Origin of the sequence: Klebsiella sp. HN106 (assembly GCF_051209435.1) — a bacterium.
In the GTDB taxonomy this organism is placed as follows: domain Bacteria; phylum Pseudomonadota; class Gammaproteobacteria; order Enterobacterales; family Enterobacteriaceae; genus Klebsiella; species Klebsiella oxytoca.
In genome coordinates this window covers 1-20077 of record NZ_JBLURD010000008.1, presented here as the reverse complement: position 1 = coordinate 20077, position 20077 = coordinate 1, and the positions used below count along the sequence as shown (strand labels likewise).

Genomic DNA, 20077 nt, shown 5'->3' with positions numbered 1-20077 from the left:
CGACAGACATAAAAAAACCCGCTTTCGCGGGTTTTTTTACAAAGCGACAACAAGCAGACGATTAAGCCAGTTTGTTGATTTGAGCGGTCAGGTTTGCTTTATGACGCGCAGCTTTGTTTTTGTGGATCAGACCTTTAGCAGCCTGACGGTCCACGATTGGTTGCATTTCGTTAAATGCTTTCAGTGCAGTAGCTTTGTCGCCAGCTTCGATAGCTGCGTATACTTTCTTGATGAAAGTACGCATCATAGAGCGACGGCTAGCGTTGTGCTTGCGGGCCTTTTCAGACTGAACGGCGCGCTTCTTAGCTGATTTGATATTAGCCAAGGTCCAACTCCCAAATGTGTTCTATATGGACAATTCAAAGGCCGAGGAGAATGCCCGTTTAGCCTTCTTTTGTCAATGGATTTGTGCAAATAAGCGTCGTTTAAACGAACAACGCTTCATTACGTAGTGATGGCGCAAGATTCTACCAGCTTGTTGCAGGCGAATACAGCCTTTCAACCATAAAAATCGACGACGTCGGAGAGATTTTCCCGCAATCTCGCGCTGAGTGAATGAATTCCCGGGATCTTTCGGTGAAGAGGTGCAATCGCTGGTTAACGTCGCCAGTTGTACAAGGTATACTCGGACGATTTTCACTGTTTTGAGCCAGACATGAAGCTGATACGCGGCATACATAATCTCAGTCAGGCCCCGCACGGGTGCGTGCTGACCATTGGAAATTTTGACGGCGTGCATCGCGGGCACCAGGCATTATTGCAGCGTTTGCGCGCAGAAGGTCGCCAGCGTGGCTTACCGGTGGTGGTGATGATTTTTGAGCCGCAGCCGCTTGAGCTTTTTGCCGCCGATAAAGCGCCGGCACGTTTAACGCGCCTGCGTGAGAAGCTGAACTATCTGGCTGAAAGCGGCGTCGATTACGTCCTGTGCGTGCGTTTCGATCGGCGCTTCGCGGCATTGACCGCCCAGGACTTTATCAGCGAACTGCTGGTCCGCCAGCTGGGCGTTCAGTTCCTCGCCGTTGGCGATGATTTCCGCTTTGGCGCAGGTCGCCAGGGGGATTTCTTGTTATTACAAAAAGCCGGCGTGGAGTATGGCTTTGACGTCACCAGCACCCAAACCTTCTGTGAAGGCGGCGTGCGCATCAGCAGCACCGCGGTGCGCCAGGCGCTGGCAGACGACGATCTGCCCCTGGCGGAGACGCTGCTGGGGCATCCGTTTACCATCTCCGGCCGCGTTGTGCACGGTGATGAACTCGGGCGCACAATAGGTTTCCCGACGGCGAATTTACCGCTGCGTCGTCAGGTTTCCCCGGTTAAAGGGGTCTATGCGGTAGAAGTGACAGGGCTTGGCGACAAACCTTTTATGGGCGTCGCCAACATTGGTACTCGTCCAACGGTGTCCGGCGTGCGTCAGCAGCTGGAAGTCCATCTCCTGGATGTTGTAATGGACCTCTACGGTCGCCATATAGATGTAATACTGCGTAAAAAAATACGTAACGAGCAGCGATTTGCGTCGCTTGATGAGCTAAAAGCGCAAATCGCACGTGATGAGTTAACGGCCCGCGACTTCTTTGGGCTAACCGGGCAGGCATAACCCTGACGGTGTTTATCAAACCGAAATACGGAACCGAGAATCTGATGAGTGACTATAAATCGACCCTGAATTTGCCGGAAACAGGGTTCCCGATGCGCGGCGACCTCGCCAAGCGTGAACCGGGAATGCTGGCGCGTTGGACCGATGATGACCTGTACGGCATCATTCGTGCAGCCAAAAAAGGCAAAAAAACCTTCATTCTGCATGATGGCCCTCCTTATGCGAATGGCAGCATTCATATTGGTCACTCGGTTAACAAGATTCTGAAAGACATTATCGTTAAGTCCAAAGGGCTGGCGGGCTATGACTCTCCGTACGTACCGGGCTGGGACTGTCACGGTCTGCCAATCGAGCTGAAGGTAGAGCAGGAATACGGCAAGCCGGGCGAGAAATTCACCGCCGCCGAGTTCCGCGCCAAGTGCCGCGAATATGCCGCCACTCAGGTTGACGGGCAGCGCAAAGACTTTATCCGTCTGGGCGTGCTCGGCGACTGGTCGCACCCGTACCTGACCATGGACTTCAAAACGGAAGCCAACATCATCCGCGCGCTGGGTAAAATCATCGGCAACGGCCACCTGCACAAAGGCGCTAAGCCGGTGCACTGGTGCGTAGACTGCCGTTCCGCGCTGGCGGAAGCGGAAGTTGAGTATTACGACAAAACTTCTCCGTCCATCGACGTGGCGTTCCACGCGACCGATAAAGCGGCGGTGCTGGCGAAATTCGGCGTGGCCGACGTTAACGGTCCGGTTTCTCTGGTTATCTGGACCACCACCCCGTGGACCCTGCCAGCGAACCGCGCCATCTCCCTGTCCCCGGAGTTTGACTATGCGCTGGTGCAGGTTGACGGCCAGGCGCTGATCCTGGCGAAAGATCTGGTCGACAGCGTCATGAAACGCGCCGGCATTGCTGATTACACCATCCTTGCGGTGGTAAACGGCGCCGAGCTGGAGCTGATGCGCTTTAAGCATCCGTTCCTCGATTTCGACGTCCCGGCGATCCTGGGCGATCACGTCACTCTGGACGCGGGTACCGGTGCGGTACATACCGCGCCAGGCCACGGCCCGGATGACTATGTCATCGGTCAAAAATATGGCCTGGAAGTCGCTAACCCGGTGGGTCCGGACGGCGCCTATCTGCCGGGAACTTACCCGACGCTGGATGGCGTAAACGTGTTTAAAGCCAACGATATTGTCGTTGCGCTGCTGTCTGAAAAAGGCGCGCTGCTGCACGTAGAGAAAATGCAGCACAGCTACCCGTGCTGCTGGCGTCACAAAACGCCGATCATCTTCCGCGCCACGCCGCAGTGGTTCGTGAGCATGGATCAGAAAGGCCTGCGCGCGCAGTCGCTTGCCGAAATCAAAGGCGTGCAGTGGATCCCTGACTGGGGCCAGGCACGTATTGAATCGATGGTCGCCAACCGTCCTGACTGGTGTATTTCCCGTCAGCGTACCTGGGGCGTACCGATGTCGCTGTTCGTGCATAAAGAGACGCAGGAGCTGCATCCGCGTACTCTCGAACTGATGGAAGAAGTGGCGAAACGCGTTGAGATCGACGGCATTCAGGCGTGGTGGGATCTCGATTCCCGCGACATCCTCGGCGCCGATGCCGATAGCTATGAGAAGGTGCCGGATACGCTGGACGTGTGGTTTGACTCCGGATCGACCCACTCCTCCGTTGTTGACGTGCGTCCGGAATTTGCCGGTCACGCCGCCGATATGTATCTCGAAGGTTCTGACCAGCACCGCGGCTGGTTCATGTCATCCCTGATGATCTCTACCGCGATGAAGGGCAAAGCGCCTTACCGCCAGGTGCTGACCCACGGCTTTACCGTTGATGGCCAGGGCCGCAAGATGTCCAAGTCTATCGGCAACACCGTCTCTCCGCAGGACGTGATGAACAAACTGGGCGCGGATATTCTGCGTCTGTGGGTGGCTTCCACCGACTACACCGGCGAAATGGCGGTCTCCGACGAGATCCTTAAACGCGCCGCCGACAGCTATCGTCGTATCCGTAACACCGCGCGCTTCCTGCTGGCGAACCTCAATGGTTTCGATCCAGCTAAAGATATGGTGAAACCGGAAGAGATGGTCGTGCTGGACCGCTGGGCAGTAGGCTGCGCGCAAGCGGCGCAGGACGATATCGTCAAAGCCTATGAATCTTACGATTTCCACGAAGTCGTGCAGCGTCTGATGCGCTTCTGCTCCATCGAAATGGGTTCGTTCTGGCTTGATATCATTAAAGACCGTCAGTACACCACCAAGGCGGACAGCGTCGCGCGCCGTAGCTGCCAGACCGCGCTGTACCACATTGCCGAAGCGCTGGTACGCTGGATGGCGCCGATCATGTCCTTTACCGCTGACGAAATCTGGGGTTACCTGCCGGGCGACCGCGAGAAATACGTCTTTACCGGCGAATGGTACACCGGTCTGTTTGGCCTGGCCGACGACGAAGCGATGAACGATGGTTTCTGGGACGAGCTGCTGAAAGTGCGCGGCGAAGTCAACAAGGTTATCGAACAGGCGCGTGCTGACAAGCAGGTGGGGGGCTCTCTGGAAGCGGCGGTAACGCTGTATGCCGATGCCGATCTCGCGGCGAAGCTCAACGCGCTGGGCGACGAATTGCGATTTGTCCTGTTGACCTCAGGGGCGAAAGTTGCCGATTATGCGCAGGCTCCGGCCGACGCATGGCAGAGTGAGCTGCTGAAAGGCCTGAAAGTCGTGCTGAGCAAAGCCGAAGGTGATAAGTGCCCGCGCTGCTGGCATTACACGACGGACATCGGCAAGGTGGCGGAACACGCGGATATCTGCGGACGCTGTGTCAGCAACATCGCCGGTGACGGCGAAAAACGTAAATTTGCCTGATGAGTAAACCGATTAGTTCAACGGGGCTACGCTGGCTCTGGGTCGTCGTAGCCGTGCTGATTATCGATTTAGGCAGCAAATTCCTGATCCTCCAGAACTTCGCTCTGGGGGATACGGTATCGCTGTTCCCATCGCTTAATCTGCATTATGCGCGTAACTATGGCGCGGCCTTTAGCTTCCTCGCCGACAGTGGCGGCTGGCAGCGCTGGTTCTTCGCCGGTATCGCTATCGGTATCTGCGTGATCCTTGCGGTGCTGATGTATCGCTCTAAGGCGACGCAAAAGCTGAATAATATTGCCTATGCGCTGATTATTGGCGGCGCGTTGGGCAATTTATTCGACAGGCTTTGGCATGGTTTTGTCGTCGATATGATCGATTTCTACGTCGGGGACTGGCATTTCGCCACCTTCAACCTTGCCGATACCGCTATTTGTATCGGCGCGGCGCTGATTGTGCTGGAAGGCTTCTTGCCGAACGCGGCTGCGAAGAAACAGGCGTAACAATACCCGCCGGGCGGCGCGACGTTTGCACGGGTCTACGTTCTCCGTAGGCCCGTTCAGCGCCAGCGTCACCGGACAAAACTAGTGAGCAACCTGCATGTCTAAATCAGTACAGAGCAACAGTGCGGTGCTGGTGCACTTCACCTTAAAGCTCGACGATGGCTCCACCGCAGAGTCAACCCGCAACAACGGTAAACCGGCGCTCTTTCGTCTGGGCGATACTTCCCTGTCTGAAGGTCTGGAACAGCATCTGCTGGGGCTAAAAGAGGGGGATAAAACCACCTTTTCGCTGGAACCGGACGCCGCGTTTGGCGTACCGAGCCCGGACCTGATCCAATATTTCTCGCGTCGGGAATTTATCGATGCGGGCGAGCCGGAAGTCGGCGCGATTATGCTCTTTACCGCAATGGATGGCAGCGAAATGCCCGGCGTGATCCGTGAAGTAAACGGCGATTCGATTACCGTTGATTTCAACCATCCGCTGGCCGGGCGTACCGTTCATTTTGATGTTGAAGTGCTGGAGATCGATCCGGCGCTGGAGGGGTAACATGCAGATTCTGTTGGCTAACCCGCGCGGCTTCTGCGCAGGCGTTGACCGCGCTATCAGCATTGTTGAAAACGCGCTGACGCTATATGGCGCGCCGATCTACGTGCGTCATGAAGTCGTGCACAACCGCTATGTTGTCGATAGCCTGCGTCAACGCGGCGCTATTTTTATCGAGCAGATTAGCGAAGTGCCGGACGGCGCGATCCTGATTTTCTCCGCCCACGGCGTCTCTCAGGCCGTACGCAACGAGGCGAAAAGCCGCGATCTGACGGTTTTTGACGCTACCTGCCCGCTGGTGACCAAAGTCCATATGGAAGTTGCTCGCGCCAGCCGTCGGGGGGAAGAGTCGATCCTGATTGGTCACGCCGGTCACCCGGAAGTTGAAGGCACCATGGGCCAGTACAGTAACCCGCAGGGGGGGATGTACCTGGTGGAATCGCCGAATGACGTCTGGAAGCTGGATGTGAAAAACGACGCTAAGCTGTCGTTTATGACTCAGACGACGCTCTCCGTTGATGATACCTCCGACGTGATTGACGCCCTGCGCGAGCGCTTCCCGAAAATCGTCGGGCCGCGCAAAGATGATATCTGCTATGCGACGACAAACCGGCAAGAGGCCGTCCGCGCGCTGGCCGGGCAGGCTGACGTAGTGCTGGTGGTGGGGTCGAAGAACTCCTCGAACTCTAACCGTCTGGCCGAACTGGCCCAGCGGATGGGGAAAGCCGCCTATCTGATCGATGATGCGACCGATATCCAGGAAGCCTGGGTGAAAGACGCAACCTGCGTCGGCGTAACCGCAGGCGCATCGGCGCCGGATATTCTGGTACAGAACGTGATTTCGCGTTTGCAGGAGCTGGGCGGCGGCGAAGCGGTGCCGCTGGAAGGCCGTGAAGAGAACATTGTTTTCGAAGTGCCGAAAGAGCTGCGCGTAGACGTCCGTGAAGTAGAGTAAGTTCTTTTTCCCCGCAGTATGAGAAGATGCCAGGCTTAACGTCTGGCATTTTTTATGGAGAAACTATGCGCTTACCTATCATTCTGGATACCGATCCCGGCATTGATGACGCCGCAGCGATTGCCGCGGCGCTGTTCGCTCCCGAGCTGGACCTACAGCTGATGACCACGGTAGCGGGGAACGTATCCGTGGAGAAAACCACCCGCAACGCCCTGCAGCTTCTGCATTTCTGGAACGCCGATGTTCCGTTGGCTCAAGGCGCCTCTATGCCGCTGGTCCGCCCGCTGCGCGACGCCGCCTCCGTACACGGCGAGTCAGGGATGGAAGGCTACGATTTCGTGGAACATCACCGTCAGCCGCTGGCAAAACCGGCATTTCAGGCGATCCGCGATGCGCTGATGCACGCTACGGAGCCGATGACCCTGGTGGCGATTGGCCCGCTAACCAATATCGCGCTTCTGCTGACCCAGTATCCCGAATGCCGTTTTAATATCCGTCGGCTGGTTATCATGGGCGGTTCCGCCGGGCGCGGTAACTTTACGCCGAATGCGGAGTTCAATATCGCTATCGACCCGGAAGCGGCGGCGAAAGTTTTCCATAGCGGGCTGGAGATTGTGATGTGCGGGCTGGATGTCACCAACGAGGCGATGCTGGCTCCGGACTACCTTGCTACGCTACCGACGCTGAATCAGACCGGGAAGATGCTGCATGCGCTATTTAGCCACTACCGGAGCGGGAGCATGAGCAGCGGCCTGCGTATGCATGACCTGTGCGCGATTGCCTGGCTGGTTCGTCCGCAGCTCTTCACCCTCAAGCCCTGTTTTGTGACGGTAGAAACCCAGGGAACCTGGACTTCGGGAACGACGGTGGTCGATATCGAAGGCAAACTGGGCCAACCGGCAAACGTGCAGGTGGCGCTGGGTCTGGATGTAGAAGGTTTTCAGCGCTGGGCAGCGGAGGTGATTGCTTTAGCGCCCTAATCTGGCGATGAAGCGGCCGGCATGGCTTTCAGGTTTTCTGCGTTGAATCCACGACGTTGCGCCAGAGCGTGCCCGCTTCATCCGTCCACATCATCAGTAGCAGGGAAGCTAAGCGCTCTGCCGCTGCGGAAAGAGGCCTGTTTTTTACGCGAATCATACCCAGCGTGCGTCTGATGACCGGCTCCACAAGCGGGACGCTCACCACGGCGCTCTCTCCGTGGGGCATTGCCAGACAAGGGAGTGCGGAGACTCCGAGGCCTGCTTCGACAAGGCCGAGCGAGGTCGACAAATGTCTGACTTCATAAAACCAGCTCAGCTGCCAGGGTTTATCCGCCAGGCATTTCTCGATCAACTGTCTATTGCCGCTTGATTTCCTGACGCCGATTAACGTCTGGCTAACAAGCTCCCGCCATTCGACCAGTTTCCTGGTTGCCAGAGGATGATCTTGCCGGCAGGCCAGAACAAAAGGCTCGTTCACCAGGGGAATGAAATCGATATCCGGATGTGTGATGAAGTTCATGTTTATACCAAAATCAACATCGCCTTTTCGTACCGAGTCCATACAGGTTTCAATACCTTGTTCATAAATTCGTACTTTGATGTTGGGGTAACTTTGATTAAATTGCACGATAGCGCGCGGTAAAAAATAAAATACGGCAGTAGGAATGCAGGATAGCGTAACCGTATCATGCAATTGAGACGTTAAATCGTTAAGGTCAAATATTGCCGCATCAAGTCCGGAGATCAAAGATTTAGCTCTTGGGAGAAGCATTTTCCCGGCTTGCGTCAGCGCAATCTTTCGCGTCGTTCGTTCGAACAGCGCAATATCCAGATTACTCTCTATTTTTTTTATCTTCTTAGTTAATGCCGGTTGCGTAAGATTTAATTGTTCGGCGGCTTTACTAAAAGAGCCTAGCTCTGCAACGGTGACAAAGGCTTTCATCCCGGATAGTTCATTTTTCATTATTGCTCCGTAGGGCCTAATAAGTGTTTCTCTAAGTAGATGACAAGTGATTATTAATCGGTAATGGCACTTTTATTAATTCCTGGCAGGAATAACTCTTATGGCGAAATTTTATCAACCGGTAAAAATCTTGCAAGTAGAATGAATTTGTAAAATGCCTGACGTGAATGATGTAGCAGGTGAATTAAGTAAATAAAAAACTTAAACAGCATAAAGCAAATTAAATTCACAAGGCATTTCGTTTAATTCTTCTATGTTTTATCGGGTGAGGAACTTGCTATGAAGAGCATTCCCTGTGTATTAATGCGTGGTGGAACATCCAAAGGCGCCTTTTTATTAGCGGATGATTTACCAAAGGATATTAACCAACGTAATGACTTCCTGTTATCCATCATGGGATCGGGCCATGAGCTGGAAATTGACGGAATTGGCGGTGGAAGCCCACAAACCAGCAAAGTGGCCATTATTAGTCGATCTGTTAGTGAAAAAGCGGACATTGATTATCTGTTTGTTCAGGTTATCGTCAACGAACGGCGGGTCGATACCACGCCGAACTGCGGAAATATGCTGTGTGCTGTAGGGGGATTCGCAATAGAACAGGGGTTAATTAAAGCGGATTCTCCGGTCACGAGAGTGCGCATAAGGAATGTGAACACCAATACTTTTATTGAGGCTGACATTCAAACGCCTGAGGGAAAGGTTATCTACGACGGCGATACGCAGATAGACGGCGTTCCCGGCCGTGCCGCACCGGTTGCATTAACCTTTTTGAATTCTGCGGGTGCAAAATCCGGCCAGCTTTTCCCTACCGGGAATCGGCTGGACGTATTTGATAATGCGCAAGTCACCTGTATTGACATGGCAATGCCGATGGTCGTGATTCCAGCTCAGAGCCTGGGAAAAACCGGTTATGAATCTGCCTGCGAATTAGACCGGGACACAGCGCTTTTAGAATCGCTGGAGTCTATTCGGCGACAAGCGGGAAAGGCGATGGGATTTGGCGATGTGACAAATATGGTTATCCCGAAATCGGTTCTGATTTCTCCTGCGCTTAGCGGCGGAAATTTAAATGTTCGATATTTTATGCCCCACAGTTGCCATAAATCGTTGGCGATTACCGGCGCTATCGGCCTGGCGAGTGCATGTATTATTCCGGGAACGATTGCTAATGAACTGACGAAATTGTCTGGTGATGGCATCGTTAAAATCGAGCACCCCAGCGGGAGTATTGCGGTCGACTTAAGTAATACGACCGAAGCCCCTGAAGCGATCCGCGCCTCTGTTATTCGCACGGCACGGAAGATTCTTTCCGGCTCGGTTTATATTGCCGACTAAATACCGAGTCCCCTCCTTAACGAAAAATTACCGTGGATTGAGGCGGGGAGCTATGTGAATGCGTTCCACAAGCATCCTTAAATATTGAGTACAGCTAAGGAATGGAAATGCAAAAGAATAAGTTATGGAAGCTGCTGGTTATAATAGCAATACCGTTACTCATGAGTTTATTCCCGGCGCCGCAAGGATTATCAACACTTGCCTGGGTTTTATCAGGCATTTATCTGGCAGCCATTGTGGGGTTAGTCATTAAACCCTTTTCAGAGCCTGTGGTACTGCTGATTGCCGTCGCCGCATCAATGGTGGTCACCGGCAATCTGGGTGATGGTTCGGTAAAAGCCGCCAGCGTATTAAGCGGATATTCATCCGGCACCACCTGGTTAGTTTTCTCCGCATTTACTCTGAGTGCAGCTTTTGTTATTACCGGGCTAGGTAAAAGAATTGCTTATTTTCTTATCGGAAAAATTGGTAGTACAACGTTGGGCCTTGGCTATGTAACCGCCTTCCTTGACCTGATCCTGGCCCCCGCAACGCCATCGAATACAGCACGTGCTGGGGGGATTGTTTTACCGATCATTAATAGCGTCGCAGTCGCCCTTGGCTCGGAGCCGGAGCACAGCGCAAAGCGAGTTGGTCACTATCTTATGTTGAACATCTATATGGTGACGAAAACAACCAGCTATATGTTCTTTACCGCAATGGCCGGCAATATTCTTGCGCTGAAGATGATTGAAGATATCTGCCACATCAAATTAAGCTGGGGTGGCTGGGCGCTGGCCGCAGGATTACCTGGTATCATTATGCTGCTGCTGACGCCGCTGATTACCTACAAGCTTTATCCGCCGGAATTAAAGCGGGTTGATAATAAAAAGATCGCCAAAACGGGCATCGAAGCTTTGGGACCCATGACCCTGCGTGAAAAGATGCTCTCTTGCCTCTTTGTTCTGGCACTGGGCGGTTGGGTGTTCAGCAGCGCCCTGGGGGTTAATGAGTCAACCGTTGCTATCTGCGTCATGGCCTTGATGTTAGTGCTGAAAATCGTAACCTGGGATGATGTGATAAAAAATAAAGGCGGCTGGAATACGCTCATTTGGTACGGTGGGATTATTGGCTTAAGCTCGTTATTATCAAAAGTTGGCTTTTTCGTGTGGCTGGCTGATTTATTAAAAAATAATATTTCATTTGATGGTCACGGTAATATAGCCTTTATTGTTATTGTCGCCTTGAGCATACTGGTTCGTTATTTCTTCGCCTCGGGAAGCGCTTATATCGTCGCTATGGTTCCGGTCTTTGCCATGCTGGCGAATGTATCTGGTGCACCGATAACCCTCACCGCACTCGCGCTATTATTCAGCAATTCTTATGGCGGAATGGTCACTCACTATGGTGGCGCGGCGGGACCAGTTATTTTTGGTGTGGGTTATAACGATATCAAATCCTGGTGGATTATAGGTGGAATACTGGCGGTACTGACATTCCTCTTGCACATCACCCTCGGGGTATGGTGGTGGGAAATACTCATATCATCCGGGATGATTTAAGTCGTTACTGAGAAAGAATGCCGTGAATCTCTGGGCATCGGTTGATGCCCAGGACAATTGTAGATGATGCCATTGCCATGTGGTTATTATCTTACCTGGAGTTTAATGATTTAAGTATGAAAAAATTCACATGATCGCAAATATTATTATATGACCTTTAACAAGGTGAGGTGCAATATATTTATGTCTCCAGTTACGATTACGTTGTCGCTATTGGTTTTTTCGATCGTCATGTTCGTTTGGGAAAAAATACCATTAGCTGTAACTGCCATGATTGTTTGTATTACTCTGGTTGTCACCGGGGTCTTCGATGTCAAAACTGCTTTTGCAGGTTTTATTAATCAGAATGTTATTTTATTTGTGGCTATGTTTGTGGTAGGCGGGGCTTTATTCGAAACCGGCGTAACCGATAAAATTGGCGGTATCGTGACACGCTATGCGCGTACAGAAAAACAGCTGATAGTCATTATTATGTTAGTGTGTGGGACCCTTTCTGGATTTTTATCGAATACCGGGACGGCTGCAGTGTTAATACCTGTTGTGATCGGCGCAGCGATAAAATCAGGTTATGCCCAGTCACGTCTGCTTATGCCCCTGGCCTTTGCCTCTGCGTTGGGGGGAAATTTGTCGCTTATCGGTTCCCCAGGAAATCTGATTGCACAGTCGGCGCTGGAGCAGGTTGGCCAACGTTTTGGTTTTTTTGAATATGCTAAGCTGGGTATTCCGATGCTGGCTTGCGGTATTCTCTATTTTGTCACGATAGGCTACCGACTATTACCGCAAAAAAGTACGCTACACCAGCAACGCACTGAAAGTATGCGCAAGATAGCGTGCCCGAAATACAAGCAGGTGATTGCGCTGTCGGTACTAATCGCAACCGTATCCGGCATGATTTTCGAAGAACAGATTGGATTGCCGATTGCTATTGTTGGCTCAATTGGCGCTTTAACGCTGATTGTCACCAGGGTGATTACTGAAAAACAGGCATACCAGGCCATCGATTCACAGACCATTTTCCTGTTCGGCGGAACGCTGGCACTAGCAAAAGCGCTGGAAACCACCGGCGCTGGTGCGATCATGGCGCGTGCAATGATTGAACAACTGGGTAATCACGCTTCCCCCTTCTTACTTTTAAGCGCGGTATTGCTCATCTCCTGTGTGTTAACAAACTTCATGTCCAATACGGCAACCGCCGCTTTATTAATGCCGATTGGTCTATCTATTGCGCATTCGATGGGGGCCGATCCCCGGGCGGTATTAATGGCTATAGTTATTGGCTGCTCGTGTGCGTATGCAACCCCTGTGGGTACGCCCGCCAATATGATGATTTTTTCTGCGGGCGGCTATAAGTTTATTGATTACGTTAAAACCGGATTGCCGCTTATTGTTATATCGGTAATCGTCAGCTTTATTTTATTGCCTGTGTTTTTTCCATTTTATTAGCCGATAACGGTAGTGATTAAAAAGCGTTGCTATTCTGTCAGACCTTGTTTTTTATATAAGGATATATGTCATGATAAAACTGTATGACCATGGAGTATGTATATCACACCAGCATGGTATTGTCCCTGTTGGTCATCCTTCCTTCCCGGTGGACAAGCAGGAGGCGCGTAAAGGCACGATTTCGTGGTCGATCCTCACCGCCCATAATACTTCAGGCGATCACCGCAAGTTAAAAATAAAATTTGATTGTATGGCCTCACACGATATTACATTTGTGGGGATAATCCAAACCGCTAAAGCGTCTGGAATGCAGCGTTTTCCACTGCCTTACGTATTAACTAATTGTCATAATTCGCTATGTGCGGTCGGCGGTACCATTAATAGTGATGATCATATATTCGGTTTATCTTCGGCCAGAAAGTACGGCGGGATTTATGTTCCGCCGCATATTTCCGTTATTCATCAATATATGCGCGAGATGATGGCCGGCGGTGGCAAGATGGTGCTGGGCTCGGACAGCCATACCCGCTATGGCGCTTTAGGGACGATGGCCGTCGGCGAGGGGGGCGGCGAGTTAGTTAAGCAACTGCTGGGAGGGACCTGGGATATTGATTATCCCGAGGTTGTTGCGGTGTATTTGACAGGTAAACCCAGCCCTGGCGTGGGGCCTCAGGATATTGCCCTGGCGATAATTGGCGCGGTGTTCCGGCGCGGTTATGTGAAAAACAAGATAATGGAGTTTGTGGGACCGGGGGTGGCGACAATGTCTACCGATTTCCGCAACAGTGTTGATGTCATGACGACGGAGACCACCTGCTTATCGTCTATCTGGCAAACCGATGAAGAGACTCGAAGCTACTTGCGCGTTCATGGCAGGGAGCAAGACTATTATTCGCTCTCAGCATCCGATATGGCTTATTACGATGGTTGTATAGAAGTCAATTTAAGCGCTATCAAACCGATGATCGCCTTACCTTTTCATCCCGCCAACGTCTATGAAATTGATACGCTGAAGGAGAACTTGCCGGATATTTTGCATGAAGTCGAAATGGAATCCGAAAAAATTTCGCTTGGGCGCGCAAAACTCTCCCTGCTGGATAAAGTCGAAAAGGGTAAGCTCCGGATCCAGCAGGGAATTATTGCCGGTTGTGCTGGCGGAAATTACGTCAACGTAGTTGAAGCGGCAAATGCCTTAAAGCATCACTCCTGCGGCGACAACGTTTTCTCTCTCTCGATATATCCCTCATCCCAGCCGGTGCTGATGGATCTGACCAAAAAAGGGATAACGACCGATTTATTAAGCGCTGGCGCGATTATGCGTACCGCATTTTGTGGGCCCTGCTTTGGCGCAGGCGACACGCCTATGCATAATGGATTGAGCATTCGCCATACAACGCGCAATTTCCCAAACCGGGAAGGTTCAAAACCCGGAAATGGGCAAATGTCGGCTGTCGCGTTGATGGATGCCCGCTCAATTGCGGCGACGGCTGCCAACGGTGGTATTCTGACCTCGGCGTCAGAGCTCGATTGCTGGGAGAACATACCGCAATATGAATTTGACGCTTCACCCTATAAAAACCGTGTCTATCAAGGCTTTATTAAAGGCGCATCCCAGCAATCGCTGATTTATGGACCCAATATAAAAGACTGGCCGGAAATGAGTGAGTTAACGGAAAATATTCTCTTAAACGTTACCTCTAAAATCATGGATCCGGTGACGACTACTGACGAGCTTATCCCATCGGGAGAAACCTCATCATTTCGCTCTAACCCCTCAGGACTGGCGGAGTTTACCCTCTCACGGCGCGATCCGGGCTATGTTGGCCGCAGTAAGGAGATTGCCGCTCTGGAACAATTGCGCGTCGCGGGGGACAATCCTTGCAGGCTGCATCCTGAACTTGAGGACATCTTTACCCAAATCCGCCAGCTGCCGGGACAGGAGAGCGTCACCCTGCAGCAGACGGAAATAGGTAGTATGGTTTATGCGATAAAACCGGGCGATGGTTCAGCACGAGAACAAGCGGCCAGCTGCCAGCGCGTGCTGGGGGGGCTGGCAAATATTGCGCAGGAATACGCCACGAAACGTTATCGTTCGAATGTGATTAACTGGGGAATGCTGCCGCTGCAAATGAAAGCCTTACCCGAATTTGAAGTGGGGGATTTTATCTTTATTCCGGGCATAAAATCCGCCTTAGACAGCGAGCTGGGTCATATTACCGCGTTTGTCATTAGCCGCGAGCGCCCCATAAAAGAGATCGCGCTTTACATGGAGGGCCTGACCTCATCAGAGCGGGAGATTATTAAGGCAGGAAGCCTGATTAATTATAATAAATCACGCTTAACTTCCCACCATCAGTAAACGATAGTCCTCATTAAGATAATAAACGGGGGTGATATAGCATCCCCGTTTTTATTCATAGCGGCTTATCCGTGATTTTCGAACGTTGCGCTATGGCTGTGCTGCCTGCAGTCGGCTTCATCTTCTCGCTAAGATAATCAATCATTGCCCGCATTCTGGCGGGCATGTGCTTATTGCCCGACCACAGTAGCCAGAGCTGGCCGGAATAGCGACTGATAAACTCCCATTCCGGTAAAACCTGCACAATCTCGCCGTTCGCCAGCGCCTCACGGGCGGTAAACAACGGCAGGCTGCCGATACCCAGATTTTGCTTCACGGCATCAAGGCGTACGGCGGTGTGGTTTGCCGCGTAACGACCGTGGGTCTGGATAGTCTCCGTTTTGCCGTCGCGGCGAAACTTCCAGCGCGAATCGGCGGGCGTTTCCCCAAGGCTGATACAGCTATGTTCGCGCAGATCCTGCGGCGTTCGCGGTCTGCCATATTGCGCCAGGTAGCCGGGCGTCGCACAGACGATATGGCTGACGGACAGCAAAGGCTTACCGTGCAGCCCCGGCGAGGGCGTATGGGTGATGCGCAGCGCCAGATCGATACCGTCATCGATAAAATCGAGAACCCGATCTTCAAGGCGCAGACAGACGTCGATCTTCGGGTAGCGGCTAAAAAACTCCAGCATCAGCGGATGAATGACAAACCGTCCCACGGCTTTCGGCACGCTTAGCGTGAGCTTACCCTGCGGCACCGCCTGGGCGCTGCCGGCGGAATCCATGGCCAGACGCGCCGAGTCCAGCATCTCCAGCGCATGTTCATACACCGTTTTCCCGGCATCGCTAAGGCGCAGCTTGCGCGTGGTGCGATGCAGCAGCTTGCAGCCCATTTCCTGCTCCAGCCGCGAGACGCTGCGGCTAATGGCGGAAGGCGTCGCGCCTGTCTGGCGCGCGACGGCGGAAAAGCTGCCCTGATCGACAATCTGCACGAACAGGGCGAGATCGGGCAGTAAGTTCAGATTCATTTGTGCTTCCAGAGCAAAATTGCATTGATGATCGGCGGGATTATCGCTGTCGTTAATATCAATATACTGTCCTGACTGAGGGGAGGACAACCATGACTGAACGACTTTATTACACCAGCGATGCCACTGAATGCCCTGCGCGAGTCGTCAACTGCCTGGGCGAAGCCGATGGCCGCTATGCCATTGAGCTGGACCGCACGCTGTTTCATCCGCAGGGCGGAGGACAGCCAGCGGATCGCGGCTGGATTGGCGAGCTTGCGGTCGAGAGCGTTGCCGCGCGCGGCGAGAGCATCGTGCATATTGTTGCGCAGCCGCTACCCTCCGGCGAGGTGGCGATCCGGGTGGACGCGGACGCGAGACGGCTGCACGCTCGGCTACATTCCGCCGGGCACCTGATTGGCCAGGCCGGAGAGCGCTTTGGCTGGCGGCCGATTAAGGCGCATCACTGGCCGGGAGAAGGGCGCATCACCTTTGCCGCCGGGACGAACGCGTCACTGCCCGAAGCCAGCGCCCTGCTGGCGCAGATCGAAGGATGGCAGGCGGAGGATTTACCGCGTCGGATCTCTTTTGCCGAAGGTCTGCGCAAGGTCGGGTTCGGCGATATGCCGAGCTATCCCTGCGGCGGCACGCACGTGGCCAGCCTGTCAGAACTGGGAGAGGTCGTCATTACCCAGGTGAAGATGAAAAAAGGCCAGATGATTGTTAGCTACGCTATAGCGTAAACGAATAAAAGGAGATGCATGCTAAACAAAGCATCTCCGCGATCCTTAAACGTGCTCACTATTTTTGCCGTGATAAATCCGCTCCGGTCTGCCGACTTTACCGTAGCTTATTTCGGCCTCAAGAAAATCGTTTTTGACCCCTTGCTCCAGGTAGCGGCGGGCAGTGGTTTTGCTGCTGCCGAGGATACGCGCAAGGGAGTCTGCGGTATGGACGATCCCCGGGTCGGTGAAGAGCTGTAATACGCGGTTAAAGGTGCTTTCATCGATTCCGCGCAGAGCGGTGCCGGCGGCTTCCGCGTGCTCTTTGGCCTGGATATTGAAAAGGGCGTCAACGTGGGTCTGGCTCGCCTGCTCGCTCGAGCGCAGGGAGCTGCGATAGCGGGCAAAACGCTCGAGCGTATGCTGCAATCGCTGATAGTGAACCGGCTTAATCAAATAATCGAAAACGCCCATCCGCAGGGCTTCGCTGATGGTATCCATATGGTTGTCGGCGGTGATGAAAATGATACGTCCTTTATAATTGATATTGACGGCGTGACGGATCAAATCGAGGCCTTTGCCATCGGGCAAAAAGTTATCCAACAGAATCAGCTGGGGCTGATAGAGACGAAGCATTTTTTTTGCGCTTTCCAGCTTATCCGCAATGCCAATGACTTCGAACTGGGGAAATTGCTTGATGGTATCCACCAGAATTTCCGCCAGCATAGGTTCGTCTTCAACGATGAGAGTTGTGATGCTATCCATGGTGTTCATCTCGGGTCAGGGGGATATAAAGAGTAAAAATAGTGCCAAAAGGGATGTTGTCGTCGACGACGATATTGCCGCCCGCCTGCTCGACGTAGCTGCGTACCAGCCATAGCCCGATACCGTGATCGCCGCTGTCGCTGCTGGTGACGCCGCGCTCAAAAATACGATCGCGCAGCGATTCATCAATTCCGCAGCCCTGGTCGGCGATCTCGACGATCGCTTCGCCGCCCTCGCTGTTGATCAGGCACTCGATCTGCTTCGATCCTGCCGGCTGACGTAAGGCGGCATTGTAGGCATTGTCCAGCAGATTACCGACGATCGAGATCCACTCATTATGAGAAAGCGAGGAGGGGAGGGTTTCCACGTGACAGGCGGGATCGAAGACCAGCTCTAATCCGAGCTCTTTGGCGCGGTAATATTTGCCGATCAGCAGCCCGGCAAGATGGTTCACTTTAAAATTACGGGCGATAAAATCGAGAACTTTCTGGTGGCTTTCAGACTGCTGCTGAATGAGATCCAGCGCGTTATCGTAGCGTTTCAAAAACAGTAGCCCGGCAATGGTGGAGATCAAATTGCGGTGCTCGTGTTGCACGGCGCGAAGGTTATCTGCATACTGCTGGACCTGGCTGAGCTGCAGGCTCAGGGTGTTGATATCGTCTTTACTACGAAAGCTAATGACCCATCCCTGGGGCTCGCTATTGAGCGTGACGGCCATGCGGCTGGCGATCACTTTGATCTGATTAAAGGTGACAATTTCGTCTTTTTTATTTGTCTGCGGCGCGTCATAAAAGAACGTCTCCTGAGAGATCACGCTGCTGATGCTTTTGCCAATCAGGATGGTTTCCGGCTGGCTGAGGTTTAATAATCTCCTTGCGGTTTGGTTGATGGCGGTAATTCGGTAGTGAGAGTCAATGGCTATCAGTCCCTCAAAGACCGATTCAAACAAGACGCTTTGCTGGATAAGCAGCTGTGATAGCTGCTGCGGCTCCATATTCAGCATCTGTTTTTTGATATGCAGCGAGAAGCGTCGGGCGCAGTAGAGCAGCAGGAGCAGCATGATCGCCATCGGGATCATCAGCGATCCGATTTGCAGACTCAGCCAGTTCTCTAACTGTTCGATGGTGTAGCCCACCGAGACGATGCCGATCACTTTCCCGGTGCTGTCCTGGATCGGCGACTTACCGCGCAATGAAGAGCCGAGCGATCCTTTACGCACCGACACGTAGCTTTTAGCGTTATACAGCGCTTCGTCGCTGTCTCCGCCTTCCATATATTTGCCGATCTCATCCGGATTCACGTGATACAGACGCTGGCCTTTTGCATCACCGACGGTGATGTAGGTGGCATCGGAAAACGATCGCATGGGGTCGATAAGCGCTTTAATTCGCGCCAGATCGTGCTTTTCGACCGCCTCTACCAGCTCAGGCATGGCGGAGATCTGCATCGCCTGGATCAGCGCGCGCTGGCCGACCTGATAATGCAGACGCTCTTCCGTGATGCTGGTGAGATACCATGACATCGCCAGCATCACTATTGTCGAGGTAAACAGGATCAACAGGAAGATGCGGTTCTGGAACGAACGTCGGGCAAACCAGTGCGTGATTTTTCGGCTAAACATTGGGCGAATTGACATCAAAAGGCCATTTTCTCTTTTTTAGCGACCGACGGCGCGGAATCGGCCCACAGTTTTATGGATTTCAGAACACATCCAGATGGAATACGACGTTTTACGTATCCCGGGCTTGCGGTTGATGCCTTACCCGGCTACGGGTTTACAGCCTTCTGCGATCCGGTAGCCCGGACAAGGCGCGTTAAGCGCCGCCTCCGGGAGAATCCCCGGGTTGCGGCTGACGCCTTATCCCGGGCTACGGGTTTACAGCCGTCTGCGATACAGTAGCCCGGATAAGCCGTTTACGGCGCAATCCGGGGAAAGGTAACGATTCACATCGCCAGCACGTACTTGAGCATCACCCCGGCGGCAATCGCCGAGCCAATCACCCCCGCCACGTTCGGGCCCATCGCGTGCATCAGCAGGAAGTTCTGCGCGTCCGACTCCAGCCCCACCTTGTTCGACACCCTTGCCGCCATCGGCACCGCCGACACCCCGGCGGAGCCAATCAGCGGGTTGATTTTGTGCCGGCTGCACAGGTTCAGCAGCTTCGCCATCAGCACGCCCGCCGCCGTACCCACGCAGAACGCTGTCACTCCCAGCACCAGTATCCCCAGCGTCTGCGGCTGCAGGAATTTGTCCGCCACCAGCTTGGCACCCACCGACAGCCCGAGGAATATCGTCACGATATTTATCAGCCCGTTCTGCACCGTGTCGCTCAGGCGCTCCACCACCCCGCTCTCGCGCATCAGGTTGCCGAAGCAGAACATCCCCAGCAGCGGCGCCGCGTCCGGCAGCAGCAGCGCCACCAGCAGCAACAGCACCGCCGGGAAGAGGATTTTTTCCCGCTTACTCACCGTGCGCAGCTGCACCATGCGGATTTTCCGCTCCTTCTCGCTGGTCAGCGCCTTCAT

17 protein-coding genes are annotated in these 20077 nt (G+C 53.2%); 11 read left to right on the top strand and 6 right to left on the bottom strand.

What is annotated here, in order from left to right:
• Window positions 1-61 precede the first annotated feature (61 nt).
• On the bottom strand, window positions 62-325 hold the full coding sequence (gene rpsT, locus ACSIPU_RS18640) for a 30S ribosomal protein S20 (RefSeq protein WP_003018940.1): 264 nt from the start codon (window positions 323-325) through the stop codon (window positions 62-64).
• 330 nt (window positions 326-655) lie between these two features.
• On the opposite strand from rpsT, the gene ribF reads away from it, so the two are divergent.
• The 6 genes from ribF (at window position 656) to rihC (ending at window position 7434) form a co-directional block, all read left to right on the top strand.
• Window positions 656-1594, top strand: a complete 939-nt coding sequence (gene ribF, locus ACSIPU_RS18635; RefSeq protein WP_004108323.1) for a bifunctional riboflavin kinase/FAD synthetase — start codon at window positions 656-658, stop codon at window positions 1592-1594.
• 44 nt (window positions 1595-1638) lie between these two features.
• Complete coding sequence (gene ileS / locus ACSIPU_RS18630; protein ID WP_024273713.1) at window positions 1639-4455, top strand: isoleucine--tRNA ligase; 2817 nt, start codon at window positions 1639-1641, stop codon at window positions 4453-4455.
• On the top strand, window positions 4455-4955 hold the full coding sequence (gene lspA / locus ACSIPU_RS18625; RefSeq protein WP_004108317.1) for a signal peptidase II: 501 nt from the start codon (window positions 4455-4457) through the stop codon (window positions 4953-4955). Before ileS ends, lspA begins: the two co-directional genes overlap by 1 nt.
• Before the next feature lie 97 nt (window positions 4956-5052).
• On the top strand, window positions 5053-5502 hold the full coding sequence (gene fkpB / locus ACSIPU_RS18620) for an FKBP-type peptidyl-prolyl cis-trans isomerase (protein WP_004098486.1): 450 nt from the start codon (window positions 5053-5055) through the stop codon (window positions 5500-5502).
• A gap of 1 nt (window position 5503) precedes the next feature.
• Window positions 5504-6454 carry a 4-hydroxy-3-methylbut-2-enyl diphosphate reductase gene (ispH, locus tag ACSIPU_RS18615; RefSeq protein WP_004108315.1) on the top strand — a complete coding sequence of 317 codons (951 nt, stop codon included), beginning with the start codon at window positions 5504-5506 and terminating at the stop codon, window positions 6452-6454.
• Window positions 6455-6519: 65 nt separating this feature from the next.
• Window positions 6520-7434, top strand: a complete 915-nt coding sequence (rihC, locus tag ACSIPU_RS18610) for a ribonucleoside hydrolase RihC (protein ID WP_004110476.1) — start codon at window positions 6520-6522, stop codon at window positions 7432-7434.
• Window positions 7435-7462: 28 nt separating this feature from the next.
• Here rihC and ACSIPU_RS18605 read toward each other — a convergent pair whose 3' ends face one another.
• Complete coding sequence (locus ACSIPU_RS18605) at window positions 7463-8398, bottom strand: LysR family transcriptional regulator (protein WP_004108311.1); 936 nt, start codon at window positions 8396-8398, stop codon at window positions 7463-7465.
• A gap of 279 nt (window positions 8399-8677) precedes the next feature.
• On the opposite strand from ACSIPU_RS18605, the gene ACSIPU_RS18600 reads away from it, so the two are divergent.
• The 4 genes from ACSIPU_RS18600 to ACSIPU_RS18585 all read left to right on the top strand — a co-directional run bounded on the left by ACSIPU_RS18600 (window position 8678) and on the right by ACSIPU_RS18585 (window position 15076).
• A complete protein-coding gene (locus ACSIPU_RS18600) occupies window positions 8678-9733 on the top strand; it encodes a 4-oxalomesaconate tautomerase (RefSeq protein WP_064373458.1) in 1056 nt (351 codons plus the stop codon).
• A 107-nt stretch (window positions 9734-9840) separates the two neighbouring features.
• Entirely contained in the window at window positions 9841-11274 is a 1434-nt protein-coding gene (locus ACSIPU_RS18595) for an anion permease (RefSeq protein WP_004108306.1), read from the top strand.
• Between the two features lie 183 nt (window positions 11275-11457).
• On the top strand, window positions 11458-12717 hold the full coding sequence (locus tag ACSIPU_RS18590) for an SLC13 family permease (protein WP_004108304.1): 1260 nt from the start codon (window positions 11458-11460) through the stop codon (window positions 12715-12717).
• Window positions 12718-12787: 70 nt separating this feature from the next.
• Window positions 12788-15076 carry a hydratase gene (locus ACSIPU_RS18585; protein ID WP_142448023.1) on the top strand — a complete coding sequence of 763 codons (2289 nt, stop codon included), beginning with the start codon at window positions 12788-12790 and terminating at the stop codon, window positions 15074-15076.
• A 55-nt stretch (window positions 15077-15131) separates the two neighbouring features.
• Here ACSIPU_RS18585 and ACSIPU_RS18580 read toward each other — a convergent pair whose 3' ends face one another.
• Window positions 15132-16085 (bottom strand): LysR family transcriptional regulator, encoded by a 954-nt coding sequence (locus ACSIPU_RS18580; protein ID WP_004110488.1) that lies wholly within the window; start codon window positions 16083-16085, stop codon window positions 15132-15134.
• Window positions 16086-16177: 92 nt separating this feature from the next.
• Here ACSIPU_RS18580 and ACSIPU_RS18575 point away from each other — a divergent pair, with 92 nt between their 5' ends.
• Entirely contained in the window at window positions 16178-16807 is a 630-nt protein-coding gene (locus ACSIPU_RS18575) for a hypothetical protein (protein ID WP_004108297.1), read from the top strand.
• 45 nt (window positions 16808-16852) lie between these two features.
• On the opposite strand, the gene citB is transcribed toward ACSIPU_RS18575, so the two are convergent.
• From citB to ACSIPU_RS18560, 3 genes are all read right to left on the bottom strand, one after another.
• Entirely contained in the window at window positions 16853-17551 is a 699-nt protein-coding gene (gene citB, locus ACSIPU_RS18570; protein ID WP_004108295.1) for a citrate response regulator transcription factor CitB, read from the bottom strand.
• Entirely contained in the window at window positions 17544-19172 is a 1629-nt protein-coding gene (gene citA, locus ACSIPU_RS18565; protein WP_004108293.1) for a citrate sensor histidine kinase CitA, read from the bottom strand. Before citA ends, citB begins: the two co-directional genes overlap by 8 nt.
• 323 nt (window positions 19173-19495) lie before the next feature.
• A partial coding sequence (locus ACSIPU_RS18560) for a sodium ion-translocating decarboxylase subunit beta (RefSeq protein ID WP_226907483.1) occupies window positions 19496-20077 on the bottom strand: 582 nt, incomplete at its 5' end.

Excerpts from the sequence above, each read along its gene's own strand:
- ribF (WP_004108323.1), top strand. The coding sequence starts at position 656 with ATGAAGCTGATACGCGGCATACATAATCTCAGTCAGGCCCCGCACGGG.
- ileS (WP_024273713.1), top strand. The coding sequence starts at position 1,639 with ATGAGTGACTATAAATCGACCCTGAATTTGCCGGAAACAGGGTTCCCG.
- lspA (WP_004108317.1), top strand. The coding sequence starts at position 4,455 with ATGAGTAAACCGATTAGTTCAACGGGGCTACGCTGGCTCTGGGTCGTC.
- fkpB (WP_004098486.1), top strand. The coding sequence starts at position 5,053 with ATGTCTAAATCAGTACAGAGCAACAGTGCGGTGCTGGTGCACTTCACC.
- ispH (WP_004108315.1), top strand. The coding sequence starts at position 5,504 with ATGCAGATTCTGTTGGCTAACCCGCGCGGCTTCTGCGCAGGCGTTGAC.
- rihC (WP_004110476.1), top strand. The coding sequence starts at position 6,520 with ATGCGCTTACCTATCATTCTGGATACCGATCCCGGCATTGATGACGCC.
- ACSIPU_RS18605 (WP_004108311.1), bottom strand. The coding sequence starts at position 8,398 with ATGAAAAATGAACTATCCGGGATGAAAGCCTTTGTCACCGTTGCAGAG.
- ACSIPU_RS18600 (WP_064373458.1), top strand. The coding sequence starts at position 8,678 with ATGAAGAGCATTCCCTGTGTATTAATGCGTGGTGGAACATCCAAAGGC.
- ACSIPU_RS18595 (WP_004108306.1), top strand. The coding sequence starts at position 9,841 with ATGCAAAAGAATAAGTTATGGAAGCTGCTGGTTATAATAGCAATACCG.
- ACSIPU_RS18590 (WP_004108304.1), top strand. The coding sequence starts at position 11,458 with ATGTCTCCAGTTACGATTACGTTGTCGCTATTGGTTTTTTCGATCGTC.
- ACSIPU_RS18585 (WP_142448023.1), top strand. The coding sequence starts at position 12,788 with ATGATAAAACTGTATGACCATGGAGTATGTATATCACACCAGCATGGT.
- ACSIPU_RS18580 (WP_004110488.1), bottom strand. The coding sequence starts at position 16,085 with ATGAATCTGAACTTACTGCCCGATCTCGCCCTGTTCGTGCAGATTGTC.
- ACSIPU_RS18575 (WP_004108297.1), top strand. The coding sequence starts at position 16,178 with ATGACTGAACGACTTTATTACACCAGCGATGCCACTGAATGCCCTGCG.
- citB (WP_004108295.1), bottom strand. The coding sequence starts at position 17,551 with ATGGATAGCATCACAACTCTCATCGTTGAAGACGAACCTATGCTGGCG.
- citA (WP_004108293.1), bottom strand. The coding sequence starts at position 19,172 with ATGTTTAGCCGAAAAATCACGCACTGGTTTGCCCGACGTTCGTTCCAG.